General features: G+C 45.8%; 15 protein-coding genes and 1 tRNA gene. 8 read left to right on the top strand and 8 right to left on the bottom strand.

Annotated features, from left to right (window positions below; all coding sequences use genetic code 11):
* Positions 1 to 513: 513 nt before the first annotated feature.
* The 3 genes from MKX34_RS25945 to MKX34_RS25935 all read left to right on the top strand — a co-directional run bounded on the left by MKX34_RS25945 (position 514) and on the right by MKX34_RS25935 (position 4,880).
* Entirely contained in the window at positions 514 to 873 is a 360-nt protein-coding gene (locus tag MKX34_RS25945; RefSeq protein ID WP_076099427.1) for a hypothetical protein, read from the top strand.
* 45 nt (positions 874 to 918) lie between these two features.
* Entirely contained in the window at positions 919 to 2,910 is a 1,992-nt protein-coding gene (locus MKX34_RS25940) for an exosporium protein (RefSeq protein WP_143763745.1), read from the top strand.
* 431 nt (positions 2,911 to 3,341) lie between these two features.
* The gene (locus MKX34_RS25935) at positions 3,342 to 4,880 is read left to right on the top strand and encodes an exosporium glycoprotein BclB-related protein (RefSeq protein ID WP_076296944.1); all 1,539 of its coding nucleotides are present in this window, start codon (positions 3,342 to 3,344) and stop codon (positions 4,878 to 4,880) included.
* A gap of 73 nt (positions 4,881 to 4,953) precedes the next feature.
* Here the strand turns inward: MKX34_RS25935 and MKX34_RS25930 are convergent, their stop codons facing one another.
* The 7 genes from MKX34_RS25930 to MKX34_RS25900 all read right to left on the bottom strand — a co-directional run bounded on the left by MKX34_RS25930 (position 4,954) and on the right by MKX34_RS25900 (position 12,344).
* Positions 4,954 to 8,298 carry a DEAD/DEAH box helicase gene (locus tag MKX34_RS25930; RefSeq protein ID WP_076296945.1) on the bottom strand — a complete coding sequence of 1,115 codons (3,345 nt, stop codon included), beginning with the start codon at positions 8,296 to 8,298 and terminating at the stop codon, positions 4,954 to 4,956.
* Positions 8,299 to 8,379: 81 nt separating this feature from the next.
* Positions 8,380 to 9,069, bottom strand: a complete 690-nt coding sequence (locus MKX34_RS25925) for a TetR/AcrR family transcriptional regulator (RefSeq protein WP_036685015.1) — start codon at positions 9,067 to 9,069, stop codon at positions 8,380 to 8,382.
* 57 nt (positions 9,070 to 9,126) lie between these two features.
* Entirely contained in the window at positions 9,127 to 10,176 is a 1,050-nt protein-coding gene (locus tag MKX34_RS25920; RefSeq protein WP_036685018.1) for an ABC transporter permease, read from the bottom strand.
* The gene (locus MKX34_RS25915) at positions 10,173 to 10,904 is read right to left on the bottom strand and encodes an ABC transporter ATP-binding protein (RefSeq protein ID WP_076099432.1); all 732 of its coding nucleotides are present in this window, start codon (positions 10,902 to 10,904) and stop codon (positions 10,173 to 10,175) included. Before MKX34_RS25915 ends, MKX34_RS25920 begins: the two co-directional genes overlap by 4 nt.
* A 2-nt stretch (positions 10,905 to 10,906) precedes the next feature.
* The gene (locus MKX34_RS25910; protein ID WP_339203736.1) at positions 10,907 to 11,062 is read right to left on the bottom strand and encodes a hypothetical protein; all 156 of its coding nucleotides are present in this window, start codon (positions 11,060 to 11,062) and stop codon (positions 10,907 to 10,909) included.
* Positions 11,063 to 11,472: 410 nt separating this feature from the next.
* Positions 11,473 to 11,895: a hypothetical protein gene (locus MKX34_RS25905; protein ID WP_076099433.1), complete on the bottom strand. Its 423-nt coding sequence runs from the start codon at positions 11,893 to 11,895 to the stop codon at positions 11,473 to 11,475.
* Positions 11,896 to 12,110: 215 nt separating this feature from the next.
* Positions 12,111 to 12,344: a hypothetical protein gene (locus tag MKX34_RS25900; RefSeq protein ID WP_339203733.1), complete on the bottom strand. Its 234-nt coding sequence runs from the start codon at positions 12,342 to 12,344 to the stop codon at positions 12,111 to 12,113.
* A 466-nt stretch (positions 12,345 to 12,810) separates the two neighbouring features.
* On the opposite strand from MKX34_RS25900, the gene MKX34_RS25895 reads away from it, so the two are divergent.
* The 4 genes from MKX34_RS25895 (at position 12,811) to pstA (ending at position 17,070) form a co-directional block, all read left to right on the top strand.
* Complete coding sequence (locus MKX34_RS25895) at positions 12,811 to 14,247, top strand: stalk domain-containing protein (protein ID WP_076296946.1); 1,437 nt, start codon at positions 12,811 to 12,813, stop codon at positions 14,245 to 14,247.
* Between the two features lie 54 nt (positions 14,248 to 14,301).
* A complete protein-coding gene (locus tag MKX34_RS25890) occupies positions 14,302 to 15,162 on the top strand; it encodes a phosphate ABC transporter substrate-binding protein (protein ID WP_038573065.1) in 861 nt (286 codons plus the stop codon).
* Positions 15,163 to 15,244: 82 nt separating this feature from the next.
* The gene (pstC, locus tag MKX34_RS25885) at positions 15,245 to 16,192 is read left to right on the top strand and encodes a phosphate ABC transporter permease subunit PstC (RefSeq protein WP_036685038.1); all 948 of its coding nucleotides are present in this window, start codon (positions 15,245 to 15,247) and stop codon (positions 16,190 to 16,192) included.
* On the top strand, positions 16,189 to 17,070 hold the full coding sequence (pstA, locus tag MKX34_RS25880; RefSeq protein ID WP_036685040.1) for a phosphate ABC transporter permease PstA: 882 nt from the start codon (positions 16,189 to 16,191) through the stop codon (positions 17,068 to 17,070). Before pstC ends, pstA begins: the two co-directional genes overlap by 4 nt.
* Before the next feature lie 1,001 nt (positions 17,071 to 18,071).
* On the opposite strand, the gene MKX34_RS25875 is transcribed toward pstA, so the two are convergent.
* Positions 18,072 to 18,145: transfer RNA gene (locus tag MKX34_RS25875), tRNA-Arg, on the bottom strand.
* A 279-nt stretch (positions 18,146 to 18,424) separates the two neighbouring features.
* Here MKX34_RS25875 and MKX34_RS25870 point away from each other — a divergent pair.
* A complete protein-coding gene (locus MKX34_RS25870; RefSeq protein WP_256717084.1) occupies positions 18,425 to 19,270 on the top strand; it encodes a hypothetical protein in 846 nt (281 codons plus the stop codon).
* The last annotated feature ends 12 nt before the right edge of the window (positions 19,271 to 19,282 follow it).

The following is a 19,282-nucleotide window of genomic DNA, read 5'->3' as shown; positions in this document are numbered from 1 at the left end:
TGAGCAGTACACCTTTTTATAGGTGAGCTACACATTTTTTAGAAGTTTTTTGGAAAGATGTACTTCAAAAGAATTTATCTAATTATTCTATTCCGTCTGAGGATTTTTGTGACATGAAAATTAATATAAGTGAAGAATAGCTCTGAAGACATGTTCTGGTTTAGCTATAAGGCACATCTTTTGATTGATTGCAAAAGTCAGTATATCTTAACAGCGCTGCTTTCTTCCGGCAACGTTGTAAGGATAGCGATACAATAACAGTGGATTTTGAGCTTGCTTGTCTAATGTATACAGCATGTAAATTAACAGTTTAGTAGATTGCGGGTATAGGAAATGAGTTCTTCAATAAAAAAATCTGACAATTCTATGTAAAAACGTCCACACGTAACTTTAAGCTACGAATATTTCTGTATAGAGCTGTATAGAGCAGTATATAGCTAATCATTTCGAATCATAGAACTAATGTTGCCGTACTAAACTTTCAATTTGTAATAGAGGGGAGGAACAAAAAAGATGGCAATATATACAACAGGACCTATAGATAACAGTTCTTTTATGGGAGTTAGAGAGACACAAATCGTAACAGTGAACATAGTAAATCGCGATGCTATCAATCCTTATAACCTTGTAATTCAAGGTTTTGTATTAGATGTAGTAAGAACGATGTATGTGAATGAAACAGTAAATCTAGCACCCAATCAAGTCTTAACTAAGAACTATTTTGCCGACTTAGACGCATTTGAATTTGTGTTTACAACAGTAGAAGAAGTTGAAGCAGAGATTGGGATTTCAGTCTGGGGAAAACAGAATTCCGGAGCATTGGTAGATCCTCATCGCATAGTTGCATGGGAGAAGCAGGCAGTATTAATTTAATAATTTTTTTAGTGAAACAGTTAACGTTAAAGGAGTGATGAGGAATTGAGTTATTTATCTACCGGACCGATAGACAATAGTATGGTAGGGGGTGTAAGACCTACTCAACATGTTACTGTCAAAATTGATAACCGAAGTGACGTTGATTCATCAATGGCTCTTGTTCAAGGATACTATATGGATGGGACAAGAACTTTATATGTAAGTGAGCTGGTAAATGTAGCACCTAATGAAGTCATAACACGTGATTATTATGCCGATTTTGATGCGTTCGAATTTATTTTTACAACTACAAGTCTGGTAGATGATCCGATTCAAATCTCAGTCTGGGGAAAAAATAGCGTTGGCCAAATCGTGACTGCTCATCGACTTGTGCATACAGAGTTACTTGGTGCAACGCAAGGTATAACTGGCGCGACAGGAGTAGATGGAGCAACTGGGGCGACTGGAGCAACGGGAGCGGATGGAGCAAGGGGAGCTACCGGGGCAGGAGTGACTGGAGCAACTGGAGCCGATGGAGTAACAGGTGCGACTGGTGCAACTGGAGCGGATGGAGTAACGGGTGCTACAGGAGCAGGAGAGACCGGAGCTACAGGAGCAGATGGAGCAACTGGAGCGACTGGAGCAACGGGAGCGGCTGGAGTAACAGGTGTGACTGGAGCAGGAGAGACCGGAGCTACAGGAGCAGATGGAGCAACTGGAGCAACGGGTGCTACAGGAGCCACCGGAGCAGGAGTGACTGGAGCAACTGGTGCGACTGGAGCAACAGGAGCGGCTGGAGCAACAGGAGCAGATGGAGCAACTGGTGGGACTGGAGCAACTGGAGCGGATGGAGCAACGGGAGCGACCGGGGCAGGAGTGACTGGAGCTACAGGAGCAGACGGAGCAACTGGTGGGACTGGAGCAACTGGAGCGACTGGAGCGGATGGAGTAACGGGAGCGACCGGGGCAGGAGAGACAGGGGCAACAGGAGCAGATGGAGCAACTGGCGCGACTGGTGCAACGGGAGCGACTGGAGCAGGAGAGACTGGAGCAACAGGAGCGGCCGGAGTAACGGGAGCGGCCGGAGTAACAGGTGTAACGGGGGCAACAGGAGCAACCGGGGCAGGAGTGACTGGAGCAACGGGAGCGGCTGGAGCAACGGGAGCGGCTGGAGCAACGGGAGCGGCTGGAGTAACAGGTGCGACTGGAGCAACAGGAGCAGATGGAGCAAGGGGAGCAACCGGGGCAGGAGTGACTGGAGCAACAGGAGCCGATGGAGTAACAGGTGCAACAGGGGCGACCGGAGCAGGAGAGACCGGAGCAACGGGGGTAACAGGAGCGACCGGAGCAGATGGAGCAACTGGCGCAACGGGTGCTACAGGAGCAAATGGAGCAACGGGAGCCACCGGAGCGGCTGGAGTAACAGGTGCGACTGGAGCAACTGGGGTAGCTGGGGCAACCGGAGTAACCGGAGCAACAGGAGTAGCTGGAGTGACCGGGGTAACAGGTGTAACTGGAGAAACTGGAGCAACGGGGATAGCAGGAGCAACAGGAGCAACCGGACCGAACGTTCAAGCTGAGGGATTTTCTGCACGTCTGTCATCTTTGGCAGTTGCTGCTTCTTCTCAACTTACGGGATGGACTGTGACTTCTCCTTCTTTTACTAGTCCGTCCTTCAATCCAGTTTCGGGTAATTACACAGTTCCAACAACAGGCAGATATTCTATTGAAGCGACCATCAACTATTCCACAACGGCTGCGCTTTCGATAAGTCTTGGGGCAGGAGTCAATCCTGCTTTCGTAGTTCAGAGAACTACCCCTATAGCAACAAACTTAATAACTGGTTTGTTCCCTATACTGGACGTGAATGTTGCGCTTGTATTGAGTTTAAGAGCAATATTAGGAAGCGGAACAGTAACGCTAGCTGGAGAATTTTCACTGACGGCTGGGGATGTTATTGGATTGTTCTATGTAGCGAATGGCTTGACCTTAAATTTGAATCTGGGTGGTGCCAACACATCAGGGATTGTATGGTCTATTCATGAATTAACTTAAATTATCTCTAAGTTAGATGTATAAAATAGGGGTAACTCGGTAGCTATTAGTATGGCTTTCCGGGTTATCTCTATTTTTGTTAAGGATATGTCGCGAGTCGACTGGAGCGAAAAAATGTTTTTTAGAATTATATCTTACTGTACTACCACTATGAAAATTCAAGCGACTTCAATGTTTCTAAAATATATTGGTAGTTTTTAAATGGATGTCCACACCTTAATTCAAAATAAGAATAATACTATAAAGAGCCAAAAAATATGAACTGATTTGTAGGCTCATAGATTATCAACTTAGAGCAGGTGGGAGGAATGATTATAGATAAAAACCTAGTTTATACGAAACTCTTGAGGATAGTTTTGTTCAGGTGAGTTGATTTTCGAAATTCAAATAATACGAGTATTATAATTTCATAAAAAATGAGGTGTTGAAAATTGAGTCAACTATCTACTGGTCCCATAGAAAATAATCTGGTAGGCGGCGTAAGACCTACTCAGCTTATTACTCTTAAAATTGTTAATCAGAGCGATGACACTCCGTCAACGGTTCAAGTCGAAGGTTATTATATGAATGGGACAAGAACTTTATATGTAAGTGAGCTGGTTAATGTAGCTCCTAATCAAGTAATTACTAATGACTATTATGCAAACTTTGATTCATTTGAATTTTTATTCACAACACCTACTATGATTGATGATCCCATTCAAATTTCAGTTTGGGGAAAAAGCAGCACAGGCCAACTAGTGACTGCTCATCGCCTTGTCTACTCTGAATTATATGGAGAAAATATAGGAATTACAGGTGCTACTGGGGCTACAGGAAGCGTTGGTGCAACGGGAGCCACAGGTGCTGGCGTAACCGGAGCGACAGGAAGCGTCGGAGCAACGGGAGCAACAGGAACCGCTGGAGCAACGGGAGCGACAGGAAGTGCTGGAGCAACGGGAGCCACAGGTGCTGGCGTAACGGGAGCGACAGGAAGTACTGGAGCAACAGGAGCCGCTGGTGCAGCCGGAGCAACAGGAACCGCTGGAGCAACGGGAGCAACAGGAACTGCCGGCGTAACGGGAGCGACAGGAAGTGCTGGTGTAACCGGAGCGACAGGAACCGCTGGAGCAACCGGAGCAACAGGAACTGCTGGAGCAACAGGAACTGCTGGAGCAACGGGAGCGACAGGAAGTGCAGGGGCAACGGGAGCGACAGGAAGTGCAGGAGCAACGGGAGCAACAGGAACCGCTGGAGCAACGGGAGCGACAGGAAGTGCTGGCGTAACGGGAGCAACAGGAACTGCTGGTGTAACCGGAGCGACAGGAACCGCTGGAGCAACGGGAGCAACAGGAAGCGCTGGAGCAACGGGAGCGACAGGAAGTGCTGGCGTAACGGGAGCGACAGGTGCTGGCGTAACGGGAGCGACAGGAAGTGCTGGTGTAACCGGAGCCACAGGTGCTGCTGGCGCAGGCGCAATCATTCCATATTCTTCTGGACTTCCAGTTGCTATGACCACTGTATTAGGGGGTCTTTTGAATACTTCAAGTGCAGTTGGTTTTGGTAGCAGTGCGACCAATATCAGTATTACAGGCGGTACTATAGATCTTACTGGAGCGGCTGGAACCTTGCTGAACTTTGCGTTCTCGGTTCCTAGAACAGGAACGCTTACGTCTATGGCAGCCTATTTCAGTGCGACATCTTCCGTTAGTTTGGTGAGTTCTACGGTAACAATCACGGCTCAATTATACAGATCTACTACACCTAACAATACCTTCACAGCAGTACCTGGGGCTTTAGTTACGTTAAGTCCTCCGCTTACAGGATTAATTGCTCTTGGAACTATTAGCAGTGGTAATACCACAGGCTTAAGCATTCCTGTAACTGTGGGAGAACGCTTGTTGTTGGTCTTCACTTCGACGGTCACGGCTGGCATTGACGTTGCAACTACTGTTGCTGGCTACGCTAGTGCAGGAGTTACAATTGCATAATCTGAAGAAAAGGGATATCCCGATAGCCATAGAGGCTGCAGGATATCCCTGATTTTTTCTCAAACATTGTTATTTAGATCATCAGAATCTCCCGGATGTCTTGCTCTGTGAGGGTAGACAAGCTTTCCTGACCTGGCTGGATGACCTCATCGATCAAGTTCTTTTTCTTCTGCTGCAGCTCATACATCTTGTCCTCTACGGTGCCTTGGGTGACGAGACGAATTACTTGTACTACATTTTTCTGTCCGATCCGGTGAGCCCGATCCGCTGCTTGCTGCTCGACGGCAGGGTTCCACCATAAATCGTAAAGGATTACAGTATCTGCCCCAGTTAAGTTGAGCCCGGTCCCGCCGGCCTTTAAGGAGATTAAGAAAATATCCCGCTCTCCTTCATTAAATTTATTACATAAATCTACTCGTTGAGAAACAGGCGTTTGACCATCTAAATAAAAGTATGGAATGCCCTGATATCCTAGTTCACGCCCAATCAGGCCGAGCATCTCTGTGAATTGTGAGAATACTAACATACGTTTACCCGAACTGCGACATTCTTCTATGATTTCGAGCAGCTGCTCGAATTTAGCAGAGCTTCCTTCATATCCATCGACAAAAAGAGCAGGATGGCAGCACAACTGGCGCAGACGAGTTAGTCCAGCCAGAACTTTGATCCGATTATTATTGCCGAAACTATCTTGGGTCAAATGCTTTAGTGCCTCTTTTTTCAAACGGGCGAGATAAGCTACATATAACTTTTTTTGCTCCGGCAGCAGTTCACATGCTTGTACGGACTCAATTTTGTCCGGAAGTTCCTTTAACACATCACTCTTTAAGCGCCGCAGCAAAAAGGGACGCGCCCGCTTTGCAACCGTTTCTCTTGGTAAATCATGAAAAGCTTTTTTGCCTGGAAACAACCCAGGGAACACAGTGCCGAAAATGGACCATAAATCTTCCAACGCATTCTCCACGGGAGTACCCGTAAGTGCAAAACGGTGCCGGGCTTGAAGCGCCATTACAGCTTGGGCTGTCTGTGTAGTATGGTTTTTTATAGTTTGTGCTTCATCGAGAATCAGGGTATGAAAAGACTTTTTAGCATACAGCTGAACATCTCTGCGGAGCAACGGATAAGAGGTGATGATTACATCAGCTTTTGCTGTATTTTTTAAAATCCGCCCGCGCTCAATTAGACTACCGTCTGCAATGACAGCTTTGATCTCTGGCGTGAATTTTTTAAGCTCATTAAGCCAGTTATAAGTGAGAGACGCAGGAGCGACAATTAGGGCAGGCAGCCCATTCTGGCGGATCTCTGGAAGTTCTGACAGTAGAAAAGCGATACTTTGCAGCGTTTTGCCTAACCCCATATCATCCGCCAAAATACCACCAAAACGGTAATGGGCCAACGTCTTCAGCCACTGAAACCCATACTGTTGATAATCCCTTAGCACAGGAACCAGACTGTCAGGTATAGGAAAATCAAGATTCTCCGGATTCCGCATGTTCGCAAGTAACCTTTTAAAGGATCTGCCAAGCTTGATGGAGTCACTCTTAGCATCCGTGGAGGTCAAATGTAACCCGCGAACAACAGGCAGAGAAAATTCCACCCCTTTGATCTCACCCTCACGGATGCCTACATCATTCATAAAGGTAATGATTTCTTGAAGCTCCTCGCTCTCCAGCGGTAGCAGGGCCCCATCAGGCAAGCGGTAATATCTGCGTTTTTCCTGCAGGGATTTCAGAACCATAACAATCTCAGCTTCTGGAATCCCCCCCATATCGAATTTAAAATCAAGCCAGTCCGTCTTTTCATTCCAACTAATGCTCACCTTAGGGGGTGTAGTGCTCGTGAACAGTCTTGCTTTGACTGCGGATGTCGCATAGACCGAAAGCAGCGGTTCCAGCAGTGGAATGGTATGGTACAAAAAATCGTATTCGCCCTCTTCGTCTGTCATAATATATCCGCCCTCGGTTTTAGCGAAGGATTCGTGTTCCATCAGCTCCAGAATGCGAGCTTCTCCCTCCCCGTCTCGTAAAAGAATCAAATTCGTCCCGCGAACATGGGCTTTTTCATCTAAAGGATTGATCACAATGTCACCATATTGGAATTCTAGTCCGGCGAGCAGCCGATCTCTTACACGATCCAGATAAAGTCTCGCGATAAGCCTATGTTGAACAATCCGATCCGCAATGGAGTCGGCGATATGGACGTTGCCCAGCTTTTTCAGACCAGGAATAACCTTGTCCATAAAAGACTCCATTTGCTCATGGGCAATATCGATGCCATTTCGGCGGGAGGAATCCAGCATTTTTTTCATTTCAGCAAGGCGTATGCATTCTTGAGGGGATAGCTTCAGCAGCTTACCTTCCGATAGTACCATCCCGTAATCTTCTAAGACCGAAATCTGCTCAAGTCCTTGAATATCTAGATGATATCCATCCTCTTCTGCCTGTTCAAATTCAAAGCTGAGTGGAGGTGCCTCATTAGACACATGGATGCCTTCGTACAGCATCTCTTCTTGTTGCAAAAATACCGAAGAGACCTCTGAAAGCGCAGGCTGAAGCGACTCCCAGAAAAAAGGAGGGACGGCCAGCAACCGATCTCCCCCAATACTCCCCCCATAAGGTGAGTAGGGAGTGACGTTATCGCGGTACATTTTTTCATTTAATACAATATCAATCAGCTTCTGTAGAACAACATTATCTTCCTTCCGAAAGCTGTAAATGGCAGGATTATAGATAAAATGTTTCGAGAACTCAAAGGATTCTCCGCGGTGTACGCTTTCTAGAAATCCCCTTATTTTCTGAACAATATATAGACGTTTTGGACCGACTTTCATTTCTATACCAAGCATGGTGTGACTGTAACTATAAGTAAAGGGCTTGCATGTAAACTCTATATTTAGAGGAAGTCTGTTATCTACAAAAGCCCCCGTACCGCTAGGACGCGGTGTATGGTTGCCGAACATTCCCAGTAGGCTGCTCACGAGCTGTTGATCTCTGGACTTTCCCCCGTTGTCTCGCACAGTATCTGTAAAAATACGTGGGGTTAGAATCTCAGTATCTTCTATAGAAGACAGGTGCGAAGCTCCGGTAAGCTCTGAACGATCTCGGCCATTTTTAAGGGCGTCAACGTTGATTAGCACAGCCGCGATATGTTTACAGAATGGCCCCCCATGGGAGTAGGCTGGACAATTACACTCTGCCTGGACATCCCCATCAATATCAATGACCACCATAACTTCATAGTCGATCGCCCCCTGAACTATGGCTTCATATCGAGAGCGGGGCAAATCTGGAATGGAGACATTGTATTCTTCAACTTTAATTATATCGACACTTTCAGTTTGGTAATAAGCTAATCCTTTTTCAAAAATAGACTTGCCGCACAGCAGTTTGATTACCCGTTCTGATACACTAAAGCCCATAACATAATTCCTTCCTCATAACTTGATCTTGAAAAGTCCGAATTTAATATAGTACTTATGATAACAGAACGGGCGTGCGCATCAAATAGGGGGTGTTGTTTTACTTATTCCATGCATGATAAAAGCGATCGTCAGGTTGATTTCTTCCTCATCATTCCAGTCCTTATCTGGCTGCAGCAGCAAGCGATTCATCAAATAACCTACGACAGATGAGAGTGTGAAGCGTATAAGTGTGGGTGTAGGGACCTCGATGATTTCACCCTTTTCTTTAAAATGTTCAACAATATCAATCACGCGCTCCAGTATTTTGCTAAGAATATTCTCTACAAACTGAGCTCTAACTGTTGGCTGAAAAGGAATCTCCTGAATAAGAATCTTAAGAATTTTAAAATTCTTGCGGGCGAAATCCAGCCGATTGATCATAAATGCCCTCAGGAACTCTTCGAAGCTGTCGTAGGGCATATCGAGCACGCCGTTGAAATTCCGCAGCACAAAAGGCGCAAGCATGCGACTCATGGTAGGACCTACTATGGCAAGCAGCAGATCATTTTTAGTCTTGTAATAGCGAAAAATCGTTCCCTCCGCCACGCCCGCTTTCTGAGAAATTTCACTCGTTGAAGTCGCAGAGTATCCTTTTTCGGAAAATACCTCAATCGCCGCTTGTAGAATAGAAATCTGCTTCGGTGTCAGTTTCTCGTCTTTGCCAAGGGTCAGCAGCTCTTCTATCCACTGCTCTTCTATATTTTGTTCCGTAGAAACTTGCTCTTTCATTACAATAACCCTCCATGCTTGATTCATTTTGTTTCAATGATAATAGCTTTTGTGAAATTACATTTTGCGATGTTTGCGCAGTGCCAATACATTCAGCAGCATAAATAGCAGCGAAAATCCTATTAGTACATAGACATCCAGTGCAATTGCGCTCCATCCTTTGCCACGGACCATAATGTCCATCAGAGCTTCTGATCCGTAATAGATCGGTGTAGCGAGGCCAACGCGCTGGAGCCACAGTGGAAGGGTATCGAGCGGGAATAATCCACTGAGGAAGATTTGTGGCACTATAATGAGCGGAATGAACTGAATCATCTGCAACTCATTGGCTGCAAAAGCCGACAGCAGTGTGCCCAACGTCAGCGCTGTCATCGATAGGAGCAATGTGATCAGCAATACGTAACCAAAGCTGCCTGTCATCATAATGCCAAGAATCTGTATGGAATACCATGAGATCAATAGCGCCTGAAAAACGGTAAATATGCCGAAACCACATACATACCCGAGCACAATCTCCCATCTTTTTAATGGAGTCGAAAGTAGGCGTTCAAGAGTGCCTGTGGTTCGTTCCCTTAAGAAGGATACACCTGCAATCAAGAATACGAAAAAGAAAACAAATACGCCAATCATAATGGGACCGAAACGGTCGATCGTCTTCATATTCTCAGAACCGTAAAGATAGCTGATCTGCGGCTGTAATTGTTCCTTTGTGCTTGGAAGAAGCTTCTGGGAGATTTGTTGAAGCGTCATGATTACTGCCTTGTTGGCTGTAGGGTTGCTACCTTCTAACAGCACTTGAGGCGTAACTTGCGAATCTCCGGCGGTTCCGTTCAAAGTGATCAAAGCGTCAATTTTTCCTTCTACTAAAGCGCCTTTTCCCAGCTCTGCGCTGGCATATTCTTTGATGGTGGCATTTTGTTCTTTTAACGCAGCTGACATATTTAGAGGTACACCGGACACACCGATTTTTGGTTCATAGGCGTCACCGTTGAAGACCAAGCTCATTAAGCTTAGAACGAGGAGCGGTGCAATGAACATTAATGCCATCGTTCTTTTATCATGAATAAATTGCCGCAAAATCCTTAAGGTGATCGCTCGGATTCTCATGAACGCACACCTCCATAATATAAAAAGGCTTCTTCAATAGAAGCTGAACCGGTGGCTTGCAGTAGTCCGGCAGGCGTGTCGGCGGCAAGTAGCTTGCCATCACGGATCATTCCGAGCCGGTCACATTTTTCAGCCTCATCCATGACATGCGTGGTCAGCACAATGGTGGTGCCTTTCTGGTTCAGCGCTTTTAGTTCCTTCCAGATGGATAGCCGCAGCACCGGGTCTATACCAACTGTAGGTTCATCAAGAATAAGCAACGGCGGTTCATGCAGCAGCGCGATCGCCAATGATAAGCGGCGTTTCATCCCGCCGGAGTATTGGTCTACTCTTTTTCGCAAATGATCTTGTAAATTAACGATCTCCATTACGGCTGTGATGCGTTTGGAGCGTTGCTCCCCCTTTAGTCCATATAGCGCTGCAAAAAACTCCAGATTCTCCTTCGCGCTAAGCTCCGTGTACAAGGCATCAGACTGGGCCATATACCCAATCTGTTGCAGCATAGTCAGCTTCGGCATCGTCACGCCAAGTATTTTCACCTCGCCGGAGGTTGCCTCATCGATACCTGTAAGCAGCTTCACTAATGTTGTTTTTCCTGAGCCGGATGGCCCTAGTATGCCAAAGGTTTCCGCACGTTCCACTTGAAGCGAAATATCCTCGAGCACCTGTTTCTCTCCAAACGCTTTCCCGACATGGCTCACTGAAATAACTGGAACCTCTGAACCCATGTTTATCTCCTCGATTCTGAATGTTCTGGGATACTTGCTTGAGTTGAAGATGTTGCTGATAAGGTGGTGGTGATGGTGATGGTGATGGTGATGGTGATGGTGATGGTGATGGTGATGGTGATGGTGATGGTGATGGTGAACTGCATCGCGTTAAACACTCTAAGTACATAATGAGTGAGTACTCACTCATTACTCTGCATCAAAAGTTAGGAATTGTAAACCATATATTTTATACAAATGTATCCCACAGTATTAGCTTAATCCCAATTGAGGTTTGTTAATTCAACTTGTCCTTTTACTATGTATATAGAGATGATTTGAATGAAAGGCAAAAGTGCCACTAAATAGCGTCAGTCCGCCTAAACTAGGTAATAGAAAGGCATAAATGCCCTTAAATGGCGCCGATCCAGTTAAATCAGCTAAAAGAAAGGCATAAATGCCCTTAAATGGCGTCGATCCAGTTAAATCAGCTAAAAGAAAGGCATAAATGCCTCAAAATAGCACGGGTTTACCTAAACCAGACAAAAGAAGGGCATAAATGCCACTAAATAAGGATGGTCTAAATAAATCAAGCAAAAGAACGGTATAAATCCCGTACAGTGAGCTCAATTTCGCTAAGGTATAAATCCCGTACAATGAGCTCAATCCCGATGAAGTTAGCAAAAGAAAGGTATAAATCCCGTACAATGAGCTCAACCCCGCTAAAGTTAGCAAAAGAACGGTATAAATCCCGTACAATGAGCTCAATCCCGCTAAAGTTAGTAAAAGAACGGTATAAATCCCGTACAATGAGCTCAATCTCGCTAAAATGAGTAAAAGAACGGTATAAATCCCGCACAATGAGCTCAATCCGACTGAAGTCAGTTAAAGAACGGTATAAATCCCGTACAATGAGCCCAATCCCGCTAAAGTTAGCAAAAGAACGGTATAAATCCCGCACAATGAGCTCAATCCCGCTAAAGTTAGCAAAAGAACGGTATAAATCCCGCACAATGAGCCCAATCCTACTGAAGTTAGCAAAAGAACGGTATAAATCCCGCACAATGTACCCAATCTAGCAAAAGATAGCAAAAGAGCGGTATAAATCCCGTACGATGAGCTCAATCCCGCTAAAATCAGCAAAAGAACGGTATAAATCCCGTACAATCAGCCGAATCTCCTACGATGATCCTTACGCAGAATGCGCCACAACAGACCAGTTAGTTTTTAAATTGTAAGCAGCAGCCACATAACAAGCTTCCCCCACGCGCCAAGCGACCACCGTAATACGTTCCCCACACTCCAAGCGACCTCCGCAATATACTCCATGTGCCCATCGATCTCAGCAACAAGGCTCTCCCACGCACCAAGCGACCTCCGAAATATACTCCACGTGCCCATCGACCTCAGCAACAAGCTTCCCCCACGCGCCAAGCGACCACCGTAATACGTTCCCCACACTCCAAGCGACCTCCGAAATATACTCCACGTGCCCATCGACCTCCTCAATAAGCTTCCCCCACGCACCCAAGCGACCTCCGCAATATACTCCACGTGCCCATCGACCCCAGCAACAAGCTTCCCCCACGCGCCAAGCGACCACCGTAATACGTTCCCCACACTCCAAGCGAACTCCGCAATATACTCCATCCACCTCAGCAACAAGTTCCCTCCACGCGCCTGCAATATCAAATTAGTCCCTACGTCACCCCAAAGTCTCAAACAATTCTCCAACTAAATAAGGCAGCTGCACCGAGCACCTTTTTACGAAAAGAGGCTGTTTTTTGTTGCTTAGTTCATTTGGTTACCTGGTTTTTTTAAAAAAAGAATACTAGTTAATATTTCCATTACATTCCTCTGCAACAGAATTGACAATTGTAGACGAAAATGACATTAGCAGTTACCTATACGAAAAGGGTGAATCTAATTGAAAAACAGTAAATGGATTAGCGCAACGTTGGCTTCAGCACTTCTTGCAACAGTAGGCGTTGGAAGTGTATCTGCAGCTAGCACCGGCAGTAATGTAAAATCTGTAGCTACCAATCAAGTCGCTGCTGCAACAGCAGTTAAAGAAGGTACAACTACTTGGAATGTAAACGGAACGCCGATTGTGTTTAACACCATTAACAGCAGTGGTTACAAGCTTTACTCGCTGACTCAGGTAGCTGGAGAAATTGGGGCTAAGGTAGTACTGGGAACAAGCGGGTTTGAACTTAATGACAGCAAAGGACTACATAATGTTCAACTCAAAACAGGCTCAAAGAGCTATCAAGTAGATGGTAATTCCCAATCGTTCACAGTTGCTCCAGTATTTTATAACGGTAAAACCTATGTAGAGCTTACTAAGTTAGTTACTGCATTAGGTGGAGAGCTGGACGCTGATGCTAGCGCGATTTTGAGCTTTGCACGTCCTGAAGGTTTGTTTGATACTTTGCACTGGACGGCAGCTGGCAACCTGATTGCGAACAAAAGTGATGCTGAAACTACTCAGCTTATCAAATTCAGTACAGAACCAGGTAACTATGAAGTGTTTTCGTCAAATGACAGTGCAGTAGACTTTGCAGTATCGCCGGATCAACAGTGGGGAGCTTTTAATGATGAGAAAGGTTTGCTGAATCTGATTAATTTGTCTAGCGGAGCTGTTAAAACACTAGGCACCGACAATAGTGTGAAGACAGATCTGGTTTGGTCCAAAGATGGGAAAAGCATTTATTTCATCCAAGGAGACAAGCAAGAAAAAATCGCTAAAATCTCAGTAGAGACTGGTGATGTTAAATCCGTATTGGCTGACAAGGTTGAGAATAAATCCGAACTGCGTATTTCTGCTGACGAAAAAAGCGCCGTTTATATCGTTAATTTGACGGGTGTTGCTAAAAATGATGCAGACAGCACAGAAGATTCTCTTACGGTTGACTTTAGCTCGGCAGGAGAGCAGCTTTACAAGCTTGATTTGGCTACAAAAGATGCTAAACCAGCTGCACTAACAACTACAGCAGATAACAAGCTTTACCCAGAGATTTTGGCTGATGGAAATGTGGCATACCTGAGCGCAGATGCAGACGGCAATGCGAAGAATACCCTGAAGCTTGTAAAAGCGGACGCAACCAGCACTAATATTGCACTTGATATCGAAGTGAATTGGTCCACTGGCGTTAGCAATGGTTTGGTAGTGGCAGGTACTACGGCAGACGGAAGCACAGTGATCTATTCTATCGATGGTAGTGGTGCAAAGCCCGAACTGTTCCGTACGGCTGAAGAAGTATCTGAAGTATCTGTATCTAAAGACGGAAGCAAGCTTGCGATTGTGAGCGGCGACAGTGTATGGGTTATCCAAGGCGGTAAAGGGCTGCAACTGACTAAATAATTATTATTTCAAACATATTTTAACGGCCTAGAGCCGAGAGGAGAAAATAGTACAATGAAAATCTTCAAGAAATTAACAGTAACGGCTTTAACAGCCGTAATCGCGGTAACCGCATCTTTTGCAGGGATTGCAGCAGCAGCAGATTCACTTAGTGGCAAAATCACCGTTAACGGTTCGACCGCACTTCTTCCATTGACGTTGCAAGCGGCAAAAGAATTCCAAAAGCTGCATCCTAAAGTGAAAATCGCAGCATCTGGTAAAGGCTCTGTAACTGGACCACAAGCTGTAAAAAAAGGCATCGCTGATATCGGCGCTTGCGACTGGGATGCTAGCATCGACGTACCAGGTTTCAAAGCATTTGACGGACAGGTAGCGAACAAAGTGGCTGTCATTCCTTTTGCCACGATCGTGAACAAAAATGTGGGTGTAGATAACCTTACAACAGAACAGCTTAAAGGTATTTTCGCTGGTAAAATCACCAACTGGAAAGAAGTAGGCGGCGCAGATGCAGATATCGTTGTCATCACTCGCTCATTCGGTTCTGGTACCCGCGTTAACTATCAGGCTAAAGCTTTGGACGGCGGAGATATCGTTAAAAAAGCTAAGAACTACAAAGAAACAGGTTCATCCGGCGACATGAAAACAGCAGTAGGAACAACTCCTAACTCCATCGGTTATATCGACCTTGTTTATGTAAGTGGCGACGTAAAAGCAGTGAAACACAACGGTATCGCAGCTACTACAGACAACGTAATCAACGGTTCTTATAAGATTTGGGCTTATGGTTACTACATGACTAAAGGCCAGCCTACTGGCGCAACTAAAGAATTTATCGAATACGTACAAAGTAAAAAGTTCCAACAAGGTTCTCTGAAAAAGCTTAAATTCATTCCGATCGCAGCAATGAAGGGTTAATAACATCTGAAGATCATATTGAATGGTAACAGCGGCCAGCCCCGATTTTGATACGGGGTTGGCCGCTTACAGGAGGGAAAGTATGGGGGCACCAGTCCACAACCTGGCAACTAAGGTTAAGGAGGGCGTTACAGAAGTTAGCGCCAACTCCAAACGTCACAGTAGACATATGTTTAGCAACCGATTATTCCGCTTTTATTTCTTATTCAGCATTCTTGCACTTTGTTTCGTGCTTGGACTTGTAATCCTATTTATCGGCAAAACGGCGCTGCTTCTGTTTGGTCATCTCTCGCCTGCGGACTTTTTCTTTTCTTTTAACTGGACGCCTGAAGAGGACTCCTTTGGGGCTGCTGCCTTCATTGTAAATACACTTTCACTGACGGCTTTGACCCTGCTGATCGCAGTTCCTATTTCGGTAGGCATGGCCGTGCTCTGTGCGGAGATTGCTCCGAAGTGGATGAAGACCTTCATTCGCCCGGTGCTCGATCTGCTCGTTGGTATTCCTTCTATAGTATATGGTTATTTAGGCTTAACGGTATTACTTCCTTTCCTGCGTAGAGTTAGTGGGGAGAGCTTGGGTGATGGTTTGCTGGCTGCGGCCCTCGTACTCGCATTAATGGTCCTGCCAACAATTTGCCGAATCAGTGATGATGCTATTGTCGCTGTTCCACGCAAATATCGGGATGCTGCGTACGCTCTTGGATCTACCCGTCTGCAAGTCATTATGCGTGTTGTTTTGCCTGCGGCTAGCAGAGGGATTATCTCTGCAGTCATCCTCGGGATGACTCGTGCGGTGGGGGAGACAATGGCTGTGGTTATGGTTATCGGAAACACACCACAGTTGGCGAAAACCTTATTTACACCTGCTTCGGTCTTGACTAGTAACATCGTTATGCAAATCTCGAATGTAGAGTTTGAGTCAACCTGGAATTATGCCCTACATATGATGGCCTTTCTTCTGCTGGTGATTTCCTTTGTACTGATTCTGATCATCCGCGTGCTGGGTAGAAAAAGGAGGGATGCAGCGTGAACGGATTCGCAAGTACAAAGCATACAGCGCGTGCTCAGAGACGCAATAAGCTCGCGACTATTGGGTTTTATACGCTTGGGGCTTTAGTCATGCTGCTAATCTTCTGGCTGCTCTTCACGATTCTTAGTAAAGGTCTGCCAGCGCTGCGGCCTGACTTCCTGATCAAACAGCCTGAAGAGATTGACGTTGGTGGCGGGATCGGTCCTGTACTTTTCAACTCTTTTTATATTTTGTTCATCTCGCTGCTTATTTCCGTCCCTATCGGTTTAGGAGCGGGGATTTATATGGCGGAATACGCTCCGGATAATGCTTTTACAGGCGGGCTACGTATATGTGTAGAGGCGCTCTCTTCGGTTCCCTCGATTGTATTCGGTATGCTTGGTCTTGCGATATTTGCTGAATATTTTGGGATCGGCCTGACGATTCTTGGCGGTGGGGTAAGCTTGGCGCTTTTGAATCTGCCTATGCTTGCACGTGTGACGGAGGAAGCGGTCCGTGCTGTTCCTGGGGAGATGCGTGAAGCTGGATATGCACTGGGCATGACTAAATTCCACGTGATCCGCACAGTTGTCCTACCCGTTGCAATGTCTGCCATTGTTACTGGGATTTGTCTCGTTGCTGGACGCGCCTTCGGGGAGTCTGCGGTTATTATCCTTACCGCTGGTCTCAGTACCTCGGGCGAAATGTGGGACTTTAATCTGTTCTCGCCGGGAGAAACCCTGGCCGTACACCTTTGGTATGTACAATCTGAGGCAATTGTAGAAGATGCGCGGCAAATCGCTGACAAATCAGCGGCAGTACTAGTATTTGTAGTTTTGTTTATTAACTTTGCTTTCCGTTTTCCGCTCTGGCTTGGAAATCGCCGCAAAGGGCGCTGATTCGCTTATAAAGGAAGAACATGCATAAAAAACTGTCTCTCGGCGGAAGAAAACGCCGTGAACAGTTTTTTTATTCTCGATTAAATAAGCAGGATAGTCTCATCCTTCGATAATATTGCTAATGCGCGTGTCTTTTGAGTAATTAGATTGGCCACGCTTATAGAGAGCTAAAAATGTTCCCATATTTAAAAATCAGAAATGGAATGTGAAGATTAATATTCGATGAGTAGTGAGTAATGTGTGGTGTGTAATGAGTAATGAGTAGTGAGTAGTGAGTAGTGAGTAGTGAGTAGTGTGTAATGATTGGTGGTTGGTGAGTAATAAGTAATAAGTGATGAGTAGTGGTGATAAGAGTGGTTTTTAATTGCACTTTATGCACTTATTTTTGATGGTGATAGGTTTGTTTGGGTTTAATTGTACTTTGTGCAGTTAAAAATGGTGAAAAGACCATTCTAGGCGTAAATCTGAGAATATAAGTGTATGAAATGCAACTAAAGCTAGTTTTGGAGGTAAAAGGGTACTTTTAGTTGCAGAAAATGCAATTAGATAGCATGTAGCTGCGTTTCTACGGAAGAGCAGCCGTAATGTTCTAATGCGGCGGGGTATGATGTGGTACTGACTCATAGAAACTGATCATCGATTGCTAAGCTTCACAGAACCCTGAGCCCCAACGAGATCTAAGTGTGACCAAGTCCGAGCGAGCATCAAAAGTTAAGCTCCATCGACTCATAGCCCGACGAGGCCCAGGTTTTCACCAAATTCTAAGTTTCGAATGCTAAGCTTTATCGGACCCTGAGCTCCGACGAGGCTAAGTTTTCATCAGGTTCTGAGCTTCGAATCCAAGCTCCATGAATCCCTGAAACTCGGGTAATCCAGAGCCGCGAATCTTAAGCTCAGTCGTTCAGTCGTCTATTCGTCCCAGTAGTGACTCCCTGAGCTCCGCCCAACCCTTCCCCTGAATATAGAAACAGCCTTCCCGAAGGAAGGCTGTTTCTATATGACGTCCCGGAAGGGATTCGAACCCCCGACCGTGCGCTTAGAAGGCGCATGCTCTATCCAGCTGAGCTACCGGGACATGGTTGCTGGCAGAAAAGCAAGCAGGAATTATCATATCATATGGGATGATCTTTTTCAAGCTGTTTTTTAAAAAGAGTACGGGGTATGCTATAATCTACAATTATTAAGTTTCGGAAGAAGCTTAAGGTATTAATAACTTTTATAATGGTTAGGATTCCATTCACATAAGTAGACATAAGGAGGTGCCCTCATTAAACATTCGGATTCCCCCGCCACCAAAGAGAATATTGTCCTGTTCCCCAAGACACTGGACTATTATCAAATCCAGCTGACGGTGATGCTGGAAAGTGAACGCTACGGGGAAGCGATGGAGCTGCTTCGTTTTTTGCTGCAGTGTCAAGGACAGGAAGAGCGAAATTACGAGGAATGGCAGTCCCTGCTGGAATGGCTCGAAACTGCATTTCCTTACGCGTCCCAGAATGGAGATGCGGAGGGAGCTGTTCACCCCGAAGACGAAGATTTAAGGGAAGAGGATATGGCCCGCTTTTTGGCCAAATCCAAAATGAACGAGGATGCGGGGTATCCCAAAAAGCTGCTGCAGCGGGTGATGAATGAACCTCTGTCTGAGGCGACAATACTTGCACTAGAGCAGCTATCCTATCTGGAAGGTGGCGGCGTTGACGAGGAGCTGACCACTTGGTTGCAGGGGGATAATGTTCATCCACTGCTACAATTTCGGACCTTGCAGACGCTTAAGCGGCGTGGGATGCAGGGAACAGTGAAGCTGATTCGCGGACATGAAACGGTACTCGTAGAGATCGAGAGCGTGCCACTGCAGACGGAGGATTTTCCTCCGGAGGTGAGTCATGTGCTGGAGCGGGTAGCCGAGCAGGCTGAGGTGCATGAGCCTACGCTGTATTATTTTGCACAAGAGCTCTGGGGTCAGTTCATCATGTCGATTTATGGGTCGGACGAATATCGGAAATTGCTGGAAGGCGAAGACGTTTTGCTGGATATTTGGGCAGGAGCTTTGCACCAATTTGTTTCTGAAAGTTTAAACGGCTCCCGACAAGAGGAAGAGACACGTGGAATGTATGGCATCACAGACGGCATGCGCTTTCAATTTGAGGGAGCTTATCGTGCTCTCAAGGGTTTTGTAAAGACTTCTCTACTTGATAAATAAAGTAATGTTGTA

This window comes from Paenibacillus sp. FSL R5-0636, from assembly GCF_037974255.1.
In the GTDB taxonomy this organism is placed as follows: Bacteria; Bacillota; Bacilli; order Paenibacillales; family Paenibacillaceae; genus Paenibacillus_AQ; species Paenibacillus_AQ odorifer.
This window is presented reverse-complemented; position numbering and strand designations above follow the sequence as displayed.

Bases quoted from the DNA above. Each gene is read 5' to 3' on its own strand.
- MKX34_RS25915 (WP_076099432.1), bottom strand. From the start codon at position 10,904: ATGGGTTCAGAGGTTCCAGTTATTTCAGTGAGCCATGTCGGGAAAGCG.
- MKX34_RS25870 (WP_256717084.1), top strand. From the start codon at position 18,425: ATGCTGGAAAGTGAACGCTACGGGGAAGCGATGGAGCTGCTTCGTTTT.
- MKX34_RS25920 (WP_036685018.1), bottom strand. From the start codon at position 10,176: ATGAGAATCCGAGCGATCACCTTAAGGATTTTGCGGCAATTTATTCAT.
- pstC (WP_036685038.1), top strand. From the start codon at position 15,245: ATGGGGGCACCAGTCCACAACCTGGCAACTAAGGTTAAGGAGGGCGTT.
- MKX34_RS25930 (WP_076296945.1), bottom strand. From the start codon at position 8,298: ATGGGCTTTAGTGTATCAGAACGGGTAATCAAACTGCTGTGCGGCAAG.
- MKX34_RS25945 (WP_076099427.1), top strand. From the start codon at position 514: ATGGCAATATATACAACAGGACCTATAGATAACAGTTCTTTTATGGGA.
- MKX34_RS25925 (WP_036685015.1), bottom strand. From the start codon at position 9,069: ATGAAAGAGCAAGTTTCTACGGAACAAAATATAGAAGAGCAGTGGATA.
- MKX34_RS25890 (WP_038573065.1), top strand. From the start codon at position 14,302: ATGAAAATCTTCAAGAAATTAACAGTAACGGCTTTAACAGCCGTAATC.